This is a genomic window from Spirulina sp. CCNP1310 (assembly GCF_034932185.1).
In the GTDB taxonomy this organism is placed as follows: Bacteria; Cyanobacteriota; Cyanobacteriia; order Cyanobacteriales; family Spirulinaceae; genus Spirulina.
In genome coordinates, this window is record NZ_JAYGHW010000010.1 from 1 (window position 1) to 20,949 (window position 20,949).

General features: G+C 52.7%; 15 protein-coding genes. 5 read left to right on the forward strand and 10 right to left on the reverse strand.

Features of this window, described 5'->3' with window-relative positions:
- Nucleotides 1-636: 636 nt before the first annotated feature.
- The 7 genes from VB712_RS04510 to rnhA all read right to left on the reverse strand — a co-directional run bounded on the left by VB712_RS04510 (nt 637) and on the right by rnhA (nt 8,489).
- Nucleotides 637-1,929 (reverse strand): hypothetical protein, encoded by a 1,293-nt coding sequence (locus VB712_RS04510; protein ID WP_323252565.1) that lies wholly within the window; start codon nt 1,927-1,929, stop codon nt 637-639.
- A 135-nt stretch (nt 1,930-2,064) separates the two neighbouring features.
- Nucleotides 2,065-3,684 carry a DUF3352 domain-containing protein gene (locus tag VB712_RS04515; RefSeq protein ID WP_323252567.1) on the reverse strand — a complete coding sequence of 540 codons (1,620 nt, stop codon included), beginning with the start codon at nt 3,682-3,684 and terminating at the stop codon, nt 2,065-2,067.
- A gap of 52 nt (nt 3,685-3,736) precedes the next feature.
- On the reverse strand, nt 3,737-5,164 hold the full coding sequence (locus VB712_RS04520) for a hemolysin family protein (protein WP_323252569.1): 1,428 nt from the start codon (nt 5,162-5,164) through the stop codon (nt 3,737-3,739).
- Nucleotides 5,165-5,188: 24 nt separating this feature from the next.
- The gene (locus VB712_RS04525; protein WP_323252571.1) at nt 5,189-5,887 is read right to left on the reverse strand and encodes a hypothetical protein; all 699 of its coding nucleotides are present in this window, start codon (nt 5,885-5,887) and stop codon (nt 5,189-5,191) included.
- Between the two features lie 287 nt (nt 5,888-6,174).
- Nucleotides 6,175-7,479 (reverse strand): O-antigen ligase family protein, encoded by a 1,305-nt coding sequence (locus VB712_RS04530; protein ID WP_323252573.1) that lies wholly within the window; start codon nt 7,477-7,479, stop codon nt 6,175-6,177.
- 133 nt (nt 7,480-7,612) lie between these two features.
- Nucleotides 7,613-7,888 carry a hypothetical protein gene (locus tag VB712_RS04535; RefSeq protein ID WP_323252575.1) on the reverse strand — a complete coding sequence of 92 codons (276 nt, stop codon included), beginning with the start codon at nt 7,886-7,888 and terminating at the stop codon, nt 7,613-7,615.
- A 91-nt stretch (nt 7,889-7,979) separates the two neighbouring features.
- The gene (gene rnhA, locus VB712_RS04540; RefSeq protein ID WP_323252577.1) at nt 7,980-8,489 is read right to left on the reverse strand and encodes a ribonuclease HI; all 510 of its coding nucleotides are present in this window, start codon (nt 8,487-8,489) and stop codon (nt 7,980-7,982) included.
- Between the two features lie 171 nt (nt 8,490-8,660).
- Here rnhA and VB712_RS04545 point away from each other — a divergent pair, with 171 nt between their 5' ends.
- Both VB712_RS04545 and VB712_RS04550 read left to right on the forward strand, forming a co-directional pair.
- On the forward strand, nt 8,661-9,968 hold the full coding sequence (locus VB712_RS04545; RefSeq protein WP_323252579.1) for a serine/threonine-protein kinase: 1,308 nt from the start codon (nt 8,661-8,663) through the stop codon (nt 9,966-9,968).
- A complete protein-coding gene (locus tag VB712_RS04550) occupies nt 9,961-11,457 on the forward strand; it encodes a serine/threonine-protein kinase (RefSeq protein ID WP_323252581.1) in 1,497 nt (498 codons plus the stop codon). Before VB712_RS04545 ends, VB712_RS04550 begins: the two co-directional genes overlap by 8 nt.
- Here VB712_RS04550 and VB712_RS04555 read toward each other — a convergent pair.
- Nucleotides 11,454-15,290: a CHAT domain-containing protein gene (locus VB712_RS04555; RefSeq protein ID WP_323252583.1), complete on the reverse strand. Its 3,837-nt coding sequence runs from the start codon at nt 15,288-15,290 to the stop codon at nt 11,454-11,456. The two genes, VB712_RS04550 and VB712_RS04555, sit on opposite strands and share 4 nt — an antisense overlap.
- Nucleotides 15,291-15,664: 374 nt before the next feature.
- Here VB712_RS04555 and VB712_RS04560 point away from each other — a divergent pair, with 374 nt between their 5' ends.
- Nucleotides 15,665-16,909 (forward strand): FAD-binding oxidoreductase, encoded by a 1,245-nt coding sequence (locus VB712_RS04560; RefSeq protein WP_323252585.1) that lies wholly within the window; start codon nt 15,665-15,667, stop codon nt 16,907-16,909.
- Nucleotides 16,910-17,377: 468 nt separating this feature from the next.
- Here the strand turns inward: VB712_RS04560 and VB712_RS04565 are convergent, their stop codons facing one another.
- Entirely contained in the window at nt 17,378-17,932 is a 555-nt protein-coding gene (locus VB712_RS04565; protein WP_323252587.1) for a nucleoside monophosphate kinase, read from the reverse strand.
- Nucleotides 17,933-18,086: 154 nt separating this feature from the next.
- On the opposite strand from VB712_RS04565, the gene VB712_RS04570 reads away from it, so the two are divergent.
- Nucleotides 18,087-18,845, forward strand: coding sequence for a DUF4230 domain-containing protein (locus tag VB712_RS04570; RefSeq protein WP_323252589.1), 759 nt, complete (start codon nt 18,087-18,089; stop codon nt 18,843-18,845).
- Here the strand turns inward: VB712_RS04570 and VB712_RS04575 are convergent.
- Nucleotides 18,826-19,626, reverse strand: a complete 801-nt coding sequence (locus VB712_RS04575; protein WP_323252591.1) for a helix-turn-helix domain-containing protein — start codon at nt 19,624-19,626, stop codon at nt 18,826-18,828. The genes VB712_RS04570 and VB712_RS04575 overlap by 20 nt on opposite strands.
- Nucleotides 19,627-19,934: 308 nt before the next feature.
- Between VB712_RS04575 and VB712_RS04580 the strand changes: the two genes are divergently transcribed.
- A complete protein-coding gene (locus VB712_RS04580) occupies nt 19,935-20,822 on the forward strand; it encodes a ParA family protein (RefSeq protein WP_323252593.1) in 888 nt (295 codons plus the stop codon).
- Nucleotides 20,823-20,949: the final 127 nt, after the last annotated feature.

The window sequence follows — 20,949 nt, forward strand, 5'->3', positions numbered from 1 at the left end:
GCGTCGCTCACATCGCTGGGGTATCCTTGTCTAGGCATTTTCTACTCTTGCGTTCTTTATCCCCTTTTTCCCTCTTTTGAGGCTTTCACCCCCCTCTTCTTTATCTTTTCTTCACAGATACCCTCTAAGCTTTCATCTGAACTAGAGATCTCAATATAAGTCATCTTTATATTTTTATGAAAATACAAAACTGCGTTCAAAAAAGTTAGTTTATATTGCACAAAGCTTCTTTATCCTGTGGAATAAAAATAGCTCGCATCTCGTCTAAAAAATACACGGTAATTTTTCTCATAGCACATTTCATAAAGGTGAGAACAGCAGAAATTCTGCTGTGAAAAATTTTCAGAATTTTATGCGTACTTCATGTTTGTGAAAACGGCTATATGCTCTTAACAACAATTTGAATTGAATCAAAACCGATTAGAGAAGAATTTTCTATATTGCAGCCCTATAGGTGATTAGGTGAACAACTTCAGTATACTGGTTCTGCCAACTAAACATCCAGGCTTTTTAGGATTAACTTAATATTTCTTAATGTAATCATTCCTAGACGATGCAGATCCCTCTCAGGCAACTACTCGATATTCTCTGCTTGACTCCTGAGCGAAAACAAACTGTCGAGTTTGCTCTCGTTCTTTAATCCCACCTTGAATTTACAGAAAAATGTTGTCCTAATAATTCAGAAAGTGTCCTTGCCGCTGCCTGGGCAGCAGCTTCTGCTACCCTTAAAGCCTGCTCAGTATCTATGCCAGATGTTACCTCATAAATAAAATAGCACTCTCCATCACAAGGAGAAGCATAATTTAAGCTAATTAATGCATCTGTAATTTCAGTATTAGCATCTGAAGTAACGACTGTTGCAAACCCACACACATCGCAAATGTAACCATTTTTATTGCGTGGTGCAATTTCTTTATCTTTCTGTGCGGCTTTTTTTGCTTCATCCTTCGCCTTTATCAGAGCTTTTTTTACCTTCTCAAGAACTTCGCTAGAAGGAATTTTCGGTGATATATATGAAAAATTTTTCAAGGGTAAATCATCCAAACGAATTGCTGATGAACCACTTAACTGCCGATCAATTTCTTCTAAAGACACCACTACCGTATTTTTGAAGTTTTCGCGATCATAAGTGGAATCATAAATATTTACTCGCGCATCGTAATGGGTTTTCATTGAGTTGAGAAAGTCCTCTACTTCCCATACTTCTTTTACTATTACAAGAATTTGGCTCAGCTTCAGATTTTGACTCTCTACCCATATAGGGAAGCCAGGAACCTCATGATTTTCTTTAGTATCAGCCCATCTCCACTCACGCTCATGAGTCCAATCTATCCACTTATTTTTATCCAAATTCATTGCTACATAGCGATACTGCTCATTTAGTGCTACGCCGCAAGAGGAGGCTAAACATCGAAATCCTTTTTCAAAATAGGAATCACCGCTAAATGCTTCTTTGTGATTTCCAGATAACCCATATATTACAGGTCTGCCACCAGCTTTGAATAATTCTTGCTTACGCAAAGCAATACCGTAAGCCTCAACTGAAGAAGGATTATTTCTTTTAGATGCATATGCAAGAAGGGCATAGAGGGGCATTTCAGTAAAACATACAGCCGATCTTGGGCCATAGATACTGGCTCTTCCTCGCCGAAATGACCACCCCGATTTTATATAGCCATCAAATAAAATTCTTTTCAATACAGAGTATGCACGTGCATTAGCATCTAACCCATATGGATGATCAAGACTATTTTCATAAATCAGTTGATCGTCATAAGCAGTTTCATCTAAGCTATGAATTAAAGGCTTTCCCAGTCTGTCGAAACAAAATGGCAAAGGCAAATTCACATCTTTAGGGTAATGGTTTAGAGATCTATCATGGACAAAGTGAATTACCCACTCGGATAAATCAATACGATCTTGATTCATTAAAGACTCCATAATGCTGATTTTTGGTTATGCTACCCAACTTCATTAAACCTTAAAGACCTTGCAAATATGCTGAAACACATTCTTTCGAGAGTGAAATCTGTAGGTAACGTTATTCTCCGGTTAACCCCCCAGCTAAAACAAACTGAGATTAAAGGCAACGGTGGCGCGGGTGATCCCTTCGCGGCTTTCCGTGGTCGTGAGGGAGAACGATCGCACCCGCTCCAAAATCGGTTTCCCCGCCACTTCTAACACCTTCAGGACAGGAAATTTTTGCGTGATCAGGGGGCGGACTTGGGGCCAATTGAGATAAACATAGCCACTATTGGGGGTGGGAAGAGGGGCGATCGCCTTTTGCCATTCTTGGCTTTTGCTCAGATTTGCTGTGGGTGAACGGAATAGATTGCTGATCACATTTAAGGAATTAGAAATCACCGTATAATCCCCAATTTGCGTATGCGCTCCCCGCACTTGGGCGCTAATTTGTCCCCCCGTTGCCGCCAACTCTGCCCAAGCCGTAACGGGTTGTTCTTGAATCATTAACGTCGTGGTATTTAAGGCTTGGGCTTCCGCCAAACGATCCAACTCCGTTAACGCCTTATCCGTTGCCGGACTATGGCGCGTCACAAACACCCAATCCCGATTGGGTAAGAGGGAAAAAGCATAGTCCGCCGTTACCCAAGGAAAGATCTGAGCCGGTAAATCCAACTCAGGGCTGAATTGCCCTAACACCCCTTGGAGGAATTGGGTCACGGGACTCTCTGCCCCTAAACGGGTGGCGATCGCCGTCCAAAATTGCTCTAAATCCTCACCCGCCACCACAAAACTCGTTTTCGGGGGCAGGTATTGGAGGGCCGGAACCGGAGCAGTGAGTCGCCCTTCCGTATTAACGGCACTGGCTAAACCCGTGACCGCAGTATCAGCAATCAGACCCTCAGGGCTGAGGGTGAGGGCAAGGGTGACAGCGGGAGCGGGGGCCGTGGGTTCCGTTGCAAAGCCGTCGGCGAGGGCGAGGAGATTGACATAGGCCACACCGATGCGGGGACGGGTGATGGGGGCAAGGGCCTGCTGATAGGTTTCACTGGCCGCCAGATTCAGACTGGGGACTTGGACATTGTTGATCGCATCCCGGAGCACCTTGGGATGATTGGCAATCAGGACATAGCGATCGCCCACCACCGCACTGGCTAAACTCGCCCCCCCCTGCCGGCCCTGGCGATAAATTAAATTCACCCCTTTATATTGCTCAAACACTAAATCCGCTTCACCGGCGATCGCCCCCTTCGCATAGAGCAACTGTAAAAACGTGCGGGCCGCCGTTGCACTCTTCGCTTCAGCCGCCAGGAGATAACCCAATTGCGACCCATTTTCAGGATTGCGATCGTAGTCCAAACTGGTGATCGCCAGCGTGATTTCCTCCCCTAACCAGGGCTGAATTTCCGAGCGATAGGTTAAATTGACTGGCGATAATAACCCGGCTTTCAGTTCCCGCAGTTCCCGTTGGGTGGCGGGGCGATCGCCTAAGGGTGTGGCCCAGGTGAGCAGGGATTCGAGGCGATCGGGGTTGACCAAAAGGGACACCATCAGCGGAGCCTGCTTCGGCACAAACATGGCAGCGGTAGGCGTGGCATTCACGCCCCCATCCTTGAGATTGAGGGGGCTTTGAGCCAAAACCCAAGCCACACCGCCCCCGGCCAACATCAACAGGGCCAACGCCCCCGCCAGTAATATCGTTACAAATCTACGCCACTGCATCGGCAACCCTCGGTCAACTTGCTTCCATTATTCCACGGCCTTTCCGCAACCGTTAGAAATTTTCCCCGGAGATAAAGGGATCAGCGGGCGAATCCGCCGCTTCCCCCACGGGTGGCTCATGACGATGGATGCGAATGGTTTGCAACCTTGGCCCCTGGGCATCCCACACCGTCAGTTCTAAATTGTCATAGGTGAGGGTTTCCCCCTGTTGGGGGATTTTTTGGAAATGGTAGAGGAGAAAACCGCTCAGGGTTTGGTATTCATCGGTAAAGGGCAGATCTAAACCTAAGAGATCATTCACCTCTTCAAGATCCAACTGAGCCGGGACTAAAAAGGTTTGATCATCCACCGGATGAATGCCCGCACTTTGATCCTCCGGTACGCCCAAATCATCGCCAATAATTTCCGCAATCACATCATTGAGCGTCACCAGGCCCGCTGTACCGCCAAAATCATCCATGACCATCACCATTTGCAGGTGCGATCGCTGCATCAGTGTTAACAGTTCATTGAGGGGAATGCCTTCCGCCACAAAGCGAGCAGGCTTCACCCAAGGGCGAATCGCCATCTCCGGGCTGAGGCCATTTTCCGCTAAAGGTAGGGCTAAATCTTTAAAATCAATAATCCCCACAATGTCATCGAGGGAATCCCCGGTGAGGGGATAGCGGGAATAACCCGTTTTCACCAACAGATCGAGCAATTCCCCAAACGTGGCGCTGTGGTGGAGGGCGGTGAGTTGGGTGCGGGGAACCATCACCTCAACGGCGGTGACTTCCCCAAAGGCAAAGACGTTTTTGAGCAATTCCCGCTCTTCCACCTCTAGGCCCATGGATTCCTGCTCGGTGGTGATGATCAGTTGTAATTCCTCCGGCGTGACGCGGTTATACCAGCCTTGGCCGCTATATTGCACGCCCCCCATCCGCAGCAGCCAACGGGTGGATTGGTTGAGAATCCAAATAAAGGGGTTGAAGAAGCGGGCGATCGCCAAACTCGGCGGCGCTAAAAGGCGGGAAAGTTGTTCCGAATAGCGCAGGGCTAAGGATTTCGGGCAGAGTTCCCCTAAAACAATTTGCAGATAAACCAAACTGAAAAATGCTAGGGGGGTGGCGAGGGAATGGGCCAGCATCCCTTGGCCCCAGAGGGGCAGGGGGAGCCGACTAATCAGATAGCGTAAAAAGAGGGCGATCGTTCCTTCGCCAATCCAGCCCAGGGCAAGGCTGGAGAGGGTGATGCCGATTTGGGTCGTGGAGAGAAACCGCTCAATACGATTTTGAAGGGCCTGCACCATCCGCGCTTGCAAATCGCCGGATTCCGCCAGTTGGGTGATGCGCGATCGCCGCACCGAAACGATCGCAAATTCCGCCGTCACAAAAAAGGCATTAATCGCAATCAGCAAAGCCACCGATAGTAAACGCAAGCCCAGACCCTCCGTCGTTAGGGGGAGGGTCACAGTTGAAAAACTGATCAAAGGTAAGGTCATTACGCTAATGGGAAAAGGCCATCATTAACGAATCACCGGAATAGCAGCAACCGTTAACTGGAGGTTTTGATCAGGATAGTCCGTCAACGTCAGCGTCAGCGTCTCCGCTTCATCGAGGAGGGCGCTGGGAATGCGGATCGTGCCGTTGAATGCTTCCCCATTGGCGGGGAGTTCCCCCGGTAAACCATCGGTAATCGCACTGAGCGATCGCCCCTGTTGATCCCGAACTTCCAAAAAACTGTACAAAAATTGTACTGCTGCACTACTTTCGTTTTTCAAGTTCACATCTAAAACTAAACCGCCATCCCGTTGGGCCGCATTGGTCACTGCTAGGGTAATGCCCTGATCTGCTCCGGTGATCGGCTCAAAATCCGGAGCCGCTGTTGTATCGTCGGAATCGTCTGCTTCCGGTTCGGGGGAGGCTTCTGGTTCAGGGGTGGGGGGTTCAGGAACTTGGTTATCGCCTTTGATAATCTCTTCTGCGGCTTTGATCAACTGCGCTTCATCGAGGAGCAGGCTGAGTTCAGCTTCGGGATTGCCTTCTGTGTCTAGGGTTTCTGGGTTGGGGTTGGTGAGTTTTTTGGCAGGACTCACATCCGGTTGACTCACCCCCTTGAGGGCAATATCCCCCAGAACATAGGCAAACCACCCTGAGGCAGTACCCGCCCCGGCCATGAGCAATAACAACACAAGGGTCAGGATAATCGTCGGTTGAATTTTCATGATCTTCCTCCGAGCAATCCCATCCCCTGATGGGTCGGGCGGGATAGGAGTGGCAATTGAGTGGGGTTAAATCCCTCCGAAATTGCCCATTCCATAGCCATAAGCGTCGTCTCCTGGATCTGTATAACGTGAGGTTGGTCGGATTGGGGGGGCGATCGCCCCAGTTTGCGGCAAAAATTCTAACCCTAGTTCTGGTGAGCTAAGGCGAAATTGACCCCATTATAGCGATTACTGTGGAGATACTGTTAGAAGTTACCACTGCGGACTTCAGTGCGCTCCCTCGCCCCTTAAGCATCGCCGGATTGCGGGTCAGGTCTTGGATAACTGATGCCGGCGATCGCACTCAACAGCAACCACCCCAACACATTCCCCCGCAGGTCAAACAGCGACACATCCAAAAGGTTAAACACCGTAGCGGCCCCAAAGGCGATCAGGATTGTTAGGAGGATTAGGCGATCCTCCCCCTTGAGGTGCATCGCCCGCCGTACCCCTTGGGCGACAATCCACCCCACCCACAGCGTCATCAGGATGGCAATGGGGATGCCCCATTCCACCCCCCAGAGCAAAAATAAATTGTGGGGATGGGCGACCCAATGGCCTGTTGCGGGTTCGTAGAGGAATTCAAAACTGCGATTCCCCCAACCGAGCCAGGGGCGATCGCCCATTAAATCCAGGGCAAATCGCCAAATCGCCGTCCGGGAAAGGGCATCGGGCAACTCATACATCTTCCCCGCCAAACGGCCCCAAAGGTGAAAGGGAACCACTGCCCGCAACCCCGTCCCGCCCCATTGGGGCAAAAACGCCGCCCACAACACCGCCCCCCCCAACCCCGCCAACATCCCCAAGGGGAACCACCACCGGGCGATCGCCATCAGCATTACGATCCCCACCACCGCACTCGCCCAACCATTGCGAGATTCCGTCATCCACAGCGTTGAGGCATTGCCCAACAGGATCAGCCCTAAACCCAACCCCCGGATCAATAGCCCCTGCTCATGGGTGCGCCGCCAATTTCGCCAAGTCAGCAGCCCCAGCCCAAAGGTTAAACACAGCACAATCACAAGATAAAACCCGTAGGTGTTGGCATACATAAAACCCGCAGCCGTTCGCCCCCAAGGTTTCCCCTGAGCCACCACCGACCACCCAAAAAAATTGTTCCACCATACCGGCGTAGTCCAATTCCCAAACATTTCCCCCCAACCGAGGACAATATGGGGAATAGAACCGAGGGTGATTAACCAAGCCAGGCGTTTTAACTGGTGCGGCGTGCGAAATAATTCAGCAAAGGCGACGCAGAGCAGATAAAAGGGGGCAAAATTGCCCACACCAAGGAGGGCATCCAGGGGGCGATCGCTCCCCACCACCGTTAACAGTTGCAGGAGCAACAAACCCAGCAAGGCTTGATTGAGGGGCCGTTGGCGAATTTGGGGCCATTCCTGTTTCAGCATTCCCACGAGGGCAAGGCCCAGGAGCAAAAAGCTCGGGCTGGGAAAGATGAAAAAGAGCAAGATCCCCCACTGGAGAATCCACCATTGCCATTCCGGTTCGGGGGAGCGGTGTTTAAGAGGTTCAGGTGCAAGGGGGAAAGCCATTGGGAGGGAGCGAAGAAGATTGCCGTTCTGTACTATAGCGATCCGTGATCAATTATGAAACTTCTGAGGTCAAACCGTCGCGCCGCCAGAAGCACAATGCTCATCCTGCCTTCCCAGGGTGTGCTCCCCTCCTTTAATCGACCCGCTCCAATTGCCAGAGAATTTGATTCCCCTCCCGACGCACCCGGGAAATTACCCAATTGCGCCAAGACCAATGATCGCCACGGCTCGTCACCGCGCTGGCATTGACATCCATCAAATCTGCAAGCTCAGAGCTACTGATTAAATATCCTTTGGTGGCCACTTCTTCGGCAATGCGGAGCGTTTCAATCAGATGACTCAGTTGCATCATCCGGGTTTCCCGGGGCAAGAGTTGGTCATCCACTATTCCGGAGTTGAGGTCATTCATGATCGATGGCATGTCAAACAGATGAGTTTGTATCTCTTTGTAAAGTATCGTTAACGGTTGCAATCTGTCTGATAAGCCTGCTACCGGATTTTCACTGATTTTCTGGCCAAATTGTAACGAAGTTTTCCGGAACGTCACCGCGTAATTTCGGTTTTCGCCCCTGGGCAAAGGCGGAAGCGATCGCATCGGCGGCTTCATTGCCGACAACGCCGCGATGGGCAGGGACGTTCTCCCATTGCAACGGGGGGGATTTTGCCTGTAACTCTACCAATTTTTGCCAGAGGTCTTGATTGAGCACTGGTTTCCCGGCTGCGGTTTTCCAGCCCCGTTTTTGCCAGTTTTTCACCCATTGAGTGATGCCTTTTTTGACATACTCGCTATCGGTGTAGAGGGTGGCGGGGGTGGTTTGGCCGCTGCGTTGCCACAGTTCGAGGGCGGCGATCGCCCCTTGCAATTCCATGCGGTTATTGGTGGTTTGTTTTTCACTGCCGCCCAATTCTCCCACAGAGCCATCGCTAAAATAGACAACAACCCCCCAGCCCCCAGGGCCGGGATTCCCGGCACAGCCGCCGTCGGTATAGAACGATTTAATCTCCGCCATGGTTTTTCTGTCTGTTTTTGCCTTTCCGATCCGCGTTAGCGTACCTATCCTGCCACAGGATGGGCGATTACCATGATGTTTAATGTTTGAGAAATGTTCAAGGCCGGAGGGATCTCCGCCGATTGATCTTATGTTATCACTGAACAAAGTTCGCCCCATCGTCCAACAGTGATGATTGTTCCCCAACAACCTCAGAACAGTTTACCCTCCTTCGCCACAAATCTAGGGGGTCGCTATAGCCTCACCACGGCCTTGGGTCAGGGGGGGATGGGTCGCACCTATGGGGGGCAGGTGATGGCAACGGGGCAACCAGTGGCGATTAAAATTGTCTCGCTTCATCAGAGTCGAGATTGGAAAGTGATTGAACTGTTTGAGCGGGAAGCGAAGATTCTCGCCCAACTGGATCACCCGGCGATCCCCAAATATCTTGATTATTTTGAATGGGAGGAGGGGGGCGATCTGCTTTTTTGTTTGGTGCAGGAATGGGTGCGGGGGGTTTCGTTGCGGCAATGGGTGAACAAGCGGGGGCCGATGTTAGAGGCGGATATGGTGGCGATCGCCCAACGCATCCTCCCCATTTTGTCCTATCTCCACGGCCTCAATCCCCCAGTGATTCACCGGGATATCAAGCCCGATAATCTGATCCTGCAACCCAAGGGCGACCTCTATCTTGTTGATTTTGGGGCGGTGCAGGATGTCTATCGCAATAGCGTCAGCTATGCCAGTACGTTTGTGGGAACCTTAGGCTATATGCCCCTAGAGCAATTGCGGGGCCACAGCCGCCCCACCAGTGATCTCTATAGCTTGGGGATGACGCTTCAGTTTCTCCTCACGGGCAAAGACCCTGCCCCCCTGGTTTTGGATCGACCCCTCAGATCCCAGCGCCTCCCCCTTTCCCCCGAACGTCAAGCCTGGTTAATGCGTCTCATCGCCCCCTCCCCCGAAGACCGTTGGCCCTCAGGGGCGATCGCCGCCCAACACCTCAGCCCCGATTCCCCCCTATCCCCATCCCCCTCAACTCCACCCCTGCTCACCTTCAAATTTAACTGGAACTTCTCAGGACAAATCCTCAGCTTGCTCATCTACGTTTTAGCAACCATGATGATTATTTATCGAGAAAACGCCCCAGATTCACGTACTCTTCAACATCTTTTTCTGTTGTTGAGTGCTTTAATTTCAGCGATTTGTTTACCCTTTTTTTACCATTGGAACACCCTGAATTTAGAAAAGGATCACTTTATTGTTTATGACCATTATGTTTTTTTTACCCGCAAACATCGCGGCCGCATTGAGGATATTTTTAACCTTGAATACCGTTTAAAAAAAATTAAGTCTAAGGGGGGGCCTAGTCGGCTAGAGCATTATGTGGTGTTGTGGGAAGGGGTGAAGCCCTATTGGCTACGTTGTGAAAGTGAGGCCGTTGCCCAGGAAATCATTGCTCAAATTGAGCCTATATTAGAGGAAAAACGCAATGGTTGAGCCGAATGAAATGATCCATGCTAATCGAATCCAACCCAGTGAACAGATCGGGAGTTGGGTGGGTCAGGGCGAAAACCGTTATCAGATTCGGGATATTTTAGGTCAAGGAGGGATGGCGACCACCTACCGGGCTTGGGATCAACAAACTCAGCAATGGGTAGCCATTAAAGTGATTTCCCTGAAAGGCAGTCGCAACTGGAAAACCGTTGAACAATTTGAGCGGGAAGTTAACGTTCTCAAACACATTGATCATCCCGCCATTCCCAACTATTTAGACTATTTTGAACGAGATACCCCCACAGATCGCCGCTTTTATTTAGTGCAGGAATTAGTCGAAGGGTCATCCCTCGCTGACCTCATTGCCCAAGGTTGGCGACCCGATGAATTAACCCTTCAAGATCTCGCCCGTCAGGTTTTGGAAATCCTCGACTATCTCCACACCTGCCACCCGCCGATCATTCACCGTGACATCAAACCCCAAAACATCATCCGTCAAGAGAATGGCCAGGTTTATCTCGTTGATTTTGGCGCAGTCCCCGATCTATACCGTCGCACCCAACGCTATATCAATACCTTTGTTGGCACATTGGGCTATATGCCCCCGGAACAGTTGGCGGGCCACAGTTATTTCGCCTCCGACCTCTACGCCTTGGGAACAACGCTCCTCTATGTCCTCACCCATCGCTCCCCTGCTGAACTCCCCCAAACCCACCTCAAATTTAACTTTCGCCCCCATGTCACCCTCTCCCCCGCCTTTGCCGACTGGTTGGATAAACTGATCGAACCTTCCCTCCGGGCGCGGTTCCATTCCGCCTCTGAAGCCCTTCAGGTGTTGGCAGCGAAAACGATGGTTTTACCGGCTCGCGTTGAGCCTTGCCATCGGCCCCTCCCCAAGGGCAGCCGCATCCGGGTTCACAAGACCACCCAGGTCTTGACGATGTATACTTCCTGGGGCATCAGGGGGACATTATTCTTTATCCATTTCCTGCTTTGGGTGGTGGCGATCAACTGGGGGCCTGAGCTGTTGAGTTCGCCGTGGAGCTTGCCTTGGGCTATCCTGTGGATACTGGCGATCATCATCACGTTTCCCATTAAAGCCCCCGAAACCATCACGCTCACGGCTTCCCCTTTTCGCCTCAAGGTGGTTTGGCCACATTTGCGGACTTGGGTCATTGAAGGGGGGGCGATCGCCCAAATCGTTGCGATGGATTCTGAACTGTCCAAACATTCAGGCTATATCCGCTGTAAATATCGGGTCAGGCCCCGCCCACCGCTACCACCGGAGCGCAGAGAATACTCCATCGACTGGGCAGATGCGCTCGTCATGGATGCGGTCGAGAACCATGAATTTCTAGAGTTTGGCCACCATCTAAGCCGCGTTGAAGTGCAATGGCTCGTGAGGGAATTGAGCCAAACCTATCGCCGTTGGCGGGGTGAATTGGTATCTAATCCCACCGAGGATGATCCACAACTCCCCCCCGTGGCTTAGAAGGGATGGCCCACCAACACAAAGGCCGCCCAATATTGGGGATGGGCAAAGGGCGGCTCTTTCGTTTGCGCCGCCTCCCCCTGTTGGCGCATTTGGTTGGCTAAGGCGGTTAATCGTTCGCCATAGGTGTTGGGTGTTGCTTCGAGATCCTGGGCGCGATCGAGATACCACCGCACCAACTCGTTATACGTCACCGTGCGTAACCATAACTGCACCTGCTTATGGGCCACTAAGGGAGAACTCCCTAAGGTAATCCGGCGATAGAATTCAATCATGAACAGGTTGCGGGCTTGGGGATCCACTTCCCACAGGGGATGAAGCACATAGGTCACGCCCTGACTCAGCAACGCCGTCACACCGCTGACATGATCCGGTTGATAGGTGGGGTAGGGGGTGGTGGACTGTTCCGGATAGGCAAAGCTAATTAACTCGCAATCCGATAATGCTAAAGATCCCAAATCGGCAAACGTCAGTTTGTTGTGCTGGCCAAAGGCCAAAAACGATTGGGCCGGCTGTTTGGCGTTTTGGACAATGGGGCTGAAACAATGCCAATAGCGATAGCCGGCCCCTAGGGCTTGGCGACTGGTGGTGAGGCTGGTGACATTGGTATTCAACCGCTGCACCTTGGCAAATTGATGGCCAATCACCGCTGACTCCAGGGCTACATCTAAATGTTGATCCAGATCCGCCTCTAAACAGAGCAGCGAGAGGGCGGCAAGTTCCGGGGTGGGAATATCTGCCAAACCGAGGGAGAGCCAATCTTCATCGGCTTCTGATTGCAACCAGGGATCGGCGGCGGGGGTCGCGGGGGGAGAGGCCTCGGTACTGGGGAGGCTGGAGGGTTGGGCGAGGCGGAGACTGGGGAGGTAGCTGGTGGTGAATTGGTCGGGAAAGAGGGCGTGGAGGGGGATGCAGTGGAGTGCCTGGTGGGGAACCAAGATGAGATGGTTAATGGCCCGATCCTTGAGAATTTTGAGGATGTCGCCAATGCCCAAAATCTGATCCAATTCCCGGAGATGGTTGGGAATTTCTGCCCGCAGGGTGTCGCCGTCTTGGTTTTGCCAGGTTTTAATCCAGTGGTGGAACGCTGCGCTCCGGGCCTGGGCGGTGGGGGCGGCGGGGGGTTCTGGTTCTTGGGTGGGGGTTCCGGGGGTGGGGGTGAGGGGGCTGTTCTGCTCTTCTAAGCCCAACAATTCTAAAAGAATGGCGAGGGAGGCCTCACTATTTTGTTTTGCCAATTCCACCCGCGATCGCAAGGCTGGACTCAGCACCACATTCAGCACCACATTGGGGGTATGGCCCAACACCAACGGCTCGGCGCTTTGGGACGTAATCACAAACGTGGTTAACCCCGCCGGGCTGCAATGCCAGTAGAGAATTGCCGTTTGCTCATCGAGCCGTCGCTGAATTTCCGGCCAGCGTAAGCTGCCTTCTTGGAGGGGGAGCCTTTCCCAGAGCCAGGCGATCGCAAAATTGCGCCCCAATTCTGCCAATTCCAACGCTGCCGCCAGTTCCCCCGCTTGGATCGTCGCATCTACATAGAGATGATTGAGGGTGGCCATGGTTAGGGCCAGTTGCCGCTTTTGCCCCCAAGGAATATCGGCGCGATCGCTCAGGGTTTGGAACAGTTCCCGACCGGCGCGATAGCTGGCCTGGCTCTGGGGGAACTCCTCTAGGCTCAGTTCGGTGAGCATTTTGCTCTGAAGCAGTTCCAAATAGGTGCGGGGGGATTGCTCTGGATTGAGGATCCCTAAACCTGCTTGGTAGTGTTCTAGGGCCTGCCGCCATTGTTTAGCCGGTTCTTCATCATTGGCGGCGGCGTTGTGGTAAGCGTGGCCTAATTGTTGCTGAAGGCGGGCCCAGGCTTCTGGGTATTGCTGGGGGGAAATTTGGCTTAAACCGTATTGGAAGGTGGCCAGTTGGCCAGCATGGCCCCGTTGGTTTAAGGCGGGTTGTGCTTGGGCGAGGCTGCTGAGGGAGGTGAGCAGCAGATCCGGGCGGGGGGATTGTTGGGCGGCTTCGCCGCGTCCCTGCCAAGCTTGCCAGCGGTGGGTTTGCAGTTGGATGGCTCGGTCGAAGGAGGCGATCGCCTCCTCTACCCGCCCCAAGGCCTTCAGGGTTTGGGCGCGATTCACCCAAGGGATGGGAATATTCGGTTCCAGTTGTAACGTATGGTCATAGCAATCGAGGGCTTCAGGATAGTTGCGTTGCTGCTCCAACGCCTCCCCTAAACCATGCCAAGCGAGGGCAAAATTGGGGTCAAGCTCTACGGCCCGACGGTAGGCGGCGATCGCCTCCAGTTCCCAACCCAGGGCCGCTAGGGCCTGGCCCCGATTGCACCACACCGTCGCATCTTCAGGATGTTGTTCTAAAATCAGGTCGTAAACGCTGATGGCCTGGGCATAGCCCCCCGCTGCGGCGAGGGCCTCCCCCTGTTGACGCAGCAGGACGGGATCATTGGGCTTGAGACTGAGGGCGCGGGCATAGCTGCTCACTGCCTCATCGTAGCGACTAAGGGCAGTGAGGGCTGCCCCCCGCTGTTGCCAGACATCGAGGTCATCCACCTTAAATTGCAACGCGCCGTCATAGCTGGCCAGGCTCTCCTCGTAACGACCCAAACGACTCAGAGCGTTGCCCCGGTTTAACCAAGCCTTATGGAAATCCTTTTTCAGTTCAATGGCGCGGTCATAGGCGGCGATCGCCCCTGTCAAGTCCCCCACCTGTTCGAGGCTATTGCCGCGACTAAACCAAGCTTTGGGAAAATCGGGCCGGACTTCAATCACCCGGTCATAGGCGGCGATCGCCTCACTGTGGCGGCCCAACTCATCCAAGGCCAGTCCCTTGTTATACCAAGCCTTATGGAAATCCGGTTTCAGTTCAACGGCTTTGGTATAGGAGGCGATCGCCTCCTCATAGCGTTTGAGATTTTTTAACCCCAAACCCCGATTGCCCCAAGCTTGGTAATAATCCGGCTTCAGTTGAATCGCCCGATCCCAACAGGTAATCGCCGCCTCAAACCGTCCCGCCTCGTAAGCCTGGACTCCTTCATTAAACACCTGCTCCGCCGCCGTATTCCCCACCACCGGCTCATCCACCGGCATCGGCACTGGGGTCGGAACCGCCGCCGCCGCATTCCGTTCATTAATCTGCCGTACTAATTCTTGAATGATTTCCTGGGGATCTTGGGTATCTAACCCCAGTCGTTGCGACACCTGCTGCACTAAATTTTCATCCCCCTGCAACCGCACCAATAGCTCATCTAGGGTAATCGCAGTGGGGTCAGCATGGGCAGCCACCGCCTCTAAGGGTGGAGTTTCCACACCAGAAGGCTCCAGTTCCGTCGGCAGTGGCGGGGCTGGCTCCTCCTCCACCAAGGGCGGAGCGATGGGCTGGGGTTTTTCCTCATACTGCCAAGTATCGGTGTCTTCTTTGCGCTCCCGCGCCAACAGGAGCCGACCAATACCACTAGCCGTTTCCCCCAACGGTTTTAAATCCGGTAAACTGCGGGTTTGCTCCCCAAGAGCAACCATGCGCCGCGCTAGGGTGGTGTTGGGAGCCGAGGACGCAAGAATTTTTGCGCCGTAGCGTTGGAGCCATTCGCTCCATTGGGCGATCGTGCCACGGGGAGCAAGGGTTTCAAAAAAGCGTTGGATCCTGACCGGTTGCCAGCCGTGGGCAATCCCTTCCAAGAGTTGGGTGAAGAGGAATTCGTAATCGCGATCGCTCAGGGGTTGGTTGGCTGTTGCCGTCTCTGAGGTCAAGGTCTCTTCCGACCCAGACGTAGATCCGGTGTTAATCCGTTTTGAAAGTGTTTTCAGCCATTGCTGCAACATGGGTGTTTTTCCTCTTGGCCCTTATCCACTGGGAATTGATTCCTTGCCAACCTACTGGCGTTGGGTTGCCTACTGCCCAAAAGTGAAGGCACAAGGAAAGTCGAGATCTCACGCCTCACTTTTTGCAGGTAGGTTAATCTTAATCACTCAGCAATTATAGGCTAGTTGCCTCTGGGAATTGACCCAGATTAATTTGATCTCCGTCAGGGGGGCAGATCTTCGGGCTAACAGACATGGGAAGATGGGGAGTGGGAAGTGAGAAGTGGGACGTGAGAAGTGAGAATCTAGCTAGGATCATCTGTCTACTGCTTAATCCCTACCGCCCATTCCCCGTTCCCCACTCTCCCCACTGCCTACTTCTTACTTTCTACTCTATGCCCCCTCTGCCTGATGTTCTCACCGCTACGCCGGACTCCCTTACTCCCCGATGGCGCGATCGCCTCGCTCAACTTCACCTTAGCCCAGAACAGTTATTGTTTCCCCAAACGGTTGAGGAATTAGGGGCGATCGCCCGCCATTGCTACACCCACGGCCAAACCTATCGCCCCTGTGGAGCAGGGACAAAACTCCCTTGGGGGAGAGAGGGTGCGCCCTTGAATTATTTGGTGAGTATGGCTGCCCTCAATGGGATCATTGATCATGCCGTTGGGGATTTAACGATTACGGTGGCCGCCGGAGCCACCTTAGCCACCGTTCAAAGCCACCTGGCCGCTAGTGATCAATTTCTTCCCCTTGATCCCAGTTATCCCCAAACCGCCACCTTGGGGGGGATTGTGGCCACAGGGGACGCAGGTAGTTGGCGGCAGCGTTATGGGGGGGTGCGAGATTTGCTGTTAGGGATTGGGTTTGTGCGGGCGGATGGAACGGCGGCGAAGGCCGGCGGGCGGGTGGTGAAGAATGTGGCCGGTTATGATTTGATGAAGTTGCTCACGGGTTCCTTTGGGACATTGGCGACGATTACAGAATTGACGTTCCGCACCTACCCCCGGCCGGCCATGGGGACAACGCAGATTTATACAGGTTCCTTAGCAGCCATTACCGCCGCCTCTGGACCGCTCCTCAAAATCGCTCCGGTACGGTGGGATCTTTGCAATCGCGAACTGTTAAGGCAGTGGGATTTGGGGGGAGAGTTGGGGATGATCCTTGAGTTTGCGGGGATGCCTGCCACGGTGAAGATGCAGCAGGATCAAGGGGGGGCGATCGCCCAACAGGCCGGTTTAAAGGTGACTTCTCCCGGTAATCACCTCTGGGCCAGGGTGGGGGATCAGTTGCGGCCAGGGGATGGGGCAATGATGGGTCGTTTTGGCGTGTCACCGGCTGCTTTGGGGGAAATTCTCACCACCGTTCCGCCGGGCATCGTCGCCCTAGGCCATCGCCAAAGTGGCCTTGGGCAATTCTGCTACACCCGTTCCCCGCGTTTGGATGAATTGCGCCGTTTCCGCCGCCGCTGCGAACAAAATCAAGGTTTCCTCACTCTCCTCACCGCCCCCCCTGAAATCAAAGCTCAGTTTGAGCCTTGGGGCTATCCGGGCAATGCGGTGGGGTTAATGCGGGCGGTCAAAGCCCAGTTTGACCCACAAAATTTGTTGAGTCCGGGTTGCTTTGTGGGAGGAATTTAGGGGAATGGGGAATGTTGGGGGTTGATGGGGGGCGAAAAATTTTTCGCCCCTACAAAATGAATGCTCCGCCACCTGCGTTCCGCGAGGTGGGGGTGTCTACAAGGATTTATCCCTCGTGACAGGTGGCATTCTCACCGTGTTGCAGGAACTTTTGCCCGCATACACCCCTAAGTCGTTTCCGCTTAGGACTGACGAATAGCTTTGCCCTGAGTCTGACGTTGATTAACCGACTACAGAGGACTTATAGGTCGTTTTACCTTTCTCAACCAATCGTGTCTCTGGGGAGTTCGGGTTCTATGCCCGCCCATTACCGTGCCAGTTAAGATATGGGGATTATACCACAATCTCCGCTCCTTGACCCCCACCTGGGAGGGTGCGAGGTGGGGGAGTGCGTCGCTAATTTTGTTCAAAGGAGAGAGGAAAAAGGAGAGAGAAACGAGCAGATCAATTGTCGCAACTTCTCCCTTCCTACTCCCCCCCCAAATGATGCAAAATTTGCTGCGTAATCACCTCTGGGGCTGCGGTTCCATCTAAAGGTAAAAGTTTCCCCCGTGAGCCGTAATATTCGAGGATGGGGGGGATTTGTTCGCGGAAATGTTTGAGGCGACGGTGGAGGATTTCGGGGGTGTCATCAGGACGCGATCGCCCCAAGGATCGCTCCAGCATCACCGCTTCGCTCACATCTAGATAAAGGGCATAGTCTACGCGATGATGAAAATCATCAAGGACAAAATCTAATTCTTCGGCTTGGACGGTGGTGCGGGGGTAGCCTTCGAGGATCCAACCAGAATCTAAATGGGGTTGCAATAATCCCAGGCGAATCAACTGCACCATGAAATCATCGGGAACGAGTTCGCCTTTTTCGACGTAGGGCTTGGCTTTTGTGCCGAGAAAGGTGTCATTGGTGATCGCCTCTCGTAAAATATCCCCGACGGAAATCCCCACAATTCCCAATGGTTTTTGGATCACGGCCAACTGTGTCCCTTTGCCGGAACCGGGCCCTCCTAAAATAATCAGTCTCACGCGCCTTATGCTTCCATCGCTCACTACTCCTACTTTAGCGGTTTCGGTAGCCCGATTACTGTCATCGAGAGGAAAGAGGATAGAGTAGTGAGAAGAGAGGGAGGTCTAGCATTCTTCCCCACTTCCTACTTCCCACTTCCCACTCCTTCCCCCAATGCGATCTATCCCCCAGTTCCCCAAGTTATCCCCTTGGCTCTCCTGCACCGCAGGGGGGGCGATCGCCCTCACCTTGGGCTTAACGCTGACGCTCCGGTTTGGCAACCATTGGGCGGGCCAATTGCTTCAGGGTTTAGGGCTACAAACTCCGCCGCCTAGGGTTGATGTGGGTAGTTTAATCCTCACCCAAATCCGCGAAGCCAGCGAACTGACGACGGCCATTTACACCCTAGAAACCGTTGTCCCTACGGCGCAATCTCGTCAATGGGCCGGTATCACCATCGGGACGACGAAACTGCTGTACATTGCCCATGGGGAAGTGAAGGCGGGGATTGATTTAAGCCAATTAACGGAGCGTGATATTCAAGTTTCCGAGGCGGGGATTACGATTCATCTCCCAGCGGTGCAAATTTTGGATCGCAAAATTGATGTGGAGCGATCGCAAGTCTACGACTATAATCGCGGCTTTCTCGGCCTTGGCCCTGATGCTGCCCCCCAATTGCAAACCCTTGCCCAACGGGAAACCCTCCAGCAGATCACCACGGCGGCCTGTGAGCAGGGGATTCTCACCCAAGCGGGCGATCGCGCCGAGATCACCATCATCCAACTCCTCACCTTGGCGGGTCACAACAACATTACCGTCACCACTGCCCCCCCGCCCGATTGTGCCGCGTTGGTTTCAATGGGAACGACACCGGAAAGAAGGGCGAAAAATTTTTCGCCCCTACGCCCACCCATCATTCAAAGGGGGCAATGATACTATCTGGGGGAACGATCTGCGGTTGTGGGCTAGGGGTAAATTGTTGATGGGGGGCTTGGATTTCACTGGGCGCGGGGGAATGCCAAGGCAATAAGGATTCAATGGCATTGGCATTTAGCCCCGCTGCTACCCAACCGTAGCCGCCAATCATGCCGGCGATCGCCACCGTGTACCCCGCATAAACCGCGAAGGGCGTTGGCTCATGGAGGGCGTGACGACAGCGATCGTGAAGCAGCGGATTATACCAGGAAGGCATGACGTTATCAGGGAGCGTTTTACCTGGGCGTTGGGCTAATTCAAGCAATTCTAGGGCTTGACCAATGCGTCGAATAAACCCTTGAAGATAAATCTCTTCTGGCAAAACCTCAATTTCTCCCGCTTCCAATGCCTTAATATGCACCACCGGAATCAGCGTGCGGCGGGCTAGTTCCCCTTGAGTGATGCGGCGGGCTTGGCGCACCCGCTTAATCTGTCGGCCAATCTGCTCATATTCCTGGCGGATCGGATCCACCGGCTCCGGCTCGATGGGGGGCAGTTGAGGACGCGGCGGCGGCGGCGTAGGGGCCGGTTGGTTCGCCAAATAGGTTAACGTTGTTTGCACCGCTTCATGGTTTAATGCCCGCAGGAGTGCATGGATCACCTCTGGCCGCTCCCCGGTCAAATGTTGTAAAGCCGTCAATGCCCCTTGATAGATCTGGCCTTGGGTTAATTGTGTTTCAATTTGGCTAGAGATGGAGGTGGTCAGACTCCCCGTTTGGCCCGTCGTTGGTAATTCCATAGGATGTATTGTCAATGAACAATCAAAAGTAGGAGAGCGATAGGTACGCTAATGCGGATCGCCCCATCACCCCCACCACCACCGCTAAACCCAAACCAGATGGAGCGATGGCTGATCCTCAAAAACCCACCCTTTGAAACAGAGGTTAAGGTTTATTGTGGTTTTCGAGTCAGCCGGCGGGAAGTCCGGAATTTTTTTTAAACGTCGAAAAAATTCAGTGCATTGGCCAGGGGAACAACCCCAGGGATAATTCCTGAGCAAATCGTCATCTTAATGACGTACCCGATAACTCCCGATAAGGATAAACCATGACCGTTGTACTCAGCACCATTAATATGAAAGGGGGGGTAGGTAAAACTACACTCACCGTTAACCTCGCCGCTTGCTTAGTGCGGGATCATCACCAACGAGTCTTAATCGTTGATCTCGATTCACAAATTAGCGGCACATTAAGCGTGATCTCCCCCCAAGAATTTGGCCGCTTGCGACGGGGACGACGTACCATTAGTTATTTAATTGATAAAGTCGTGCGGCCCTACATTGCCCGAAAATTGTCAACAATAGATATGATTTTACCCGGCGTTTGTGATTTACCGGGCTTAGATTTATTAACGGGAGATATTGAGCTATACGATGAATATACCGTTACAGAGGCTCTGTATAAAAAATCCCTAGAACCCGAACAAAATCAAAAATTTTCCACCACTTGGCAGGGGTTTGAACAGGATTTAATTTCCTCAATTTTAGAACCGATTCGGGGCAATTATGATTATATTTTAATTGACTGTGCGCCGGGGTATAACCTACTGACTCGGAGCGCCATTGTTGCCAGTGATTTTTATCTACTCCCGGCTCGACCGGAACCCCTTTCTTTGGTGGGGATTCAATTGCTTCAGCAGCGCATTGATAAGCTCCAAGCGCAATATCAGCCGGAACTGGCCCTAAAACTTTTAGGCATTGTGTTTATTCAATCGGGGGGCTTTTTAAACAATCGCTACTATAACCAAGTGATGCAGCGCATTAAGCAGGATTTCAACCCAGGGCAACTGTTTCAAACGACAATCCCCCTGGATGTCAATGTGGCGAAGGCAGTGGATAGCTTTACCCCAGTGGTGCTCAATACCCCCAATACCGCCGGGTCTAAGGCTTTTGGAAAATTAACCCTAGAGTTCTTAGAAAAAGTTGTTGCGAGGTAAGGCTCTATGTAGGGGCGAAAAATTTTTCGCCCCTATGCCCAATTGGGGATTGAGAGGATTAAACTACAAACAAAACGCTCGTCGTGTAGACTTTCGTTCACTGACCGTTAGGGGGGAAAGCTGTAGT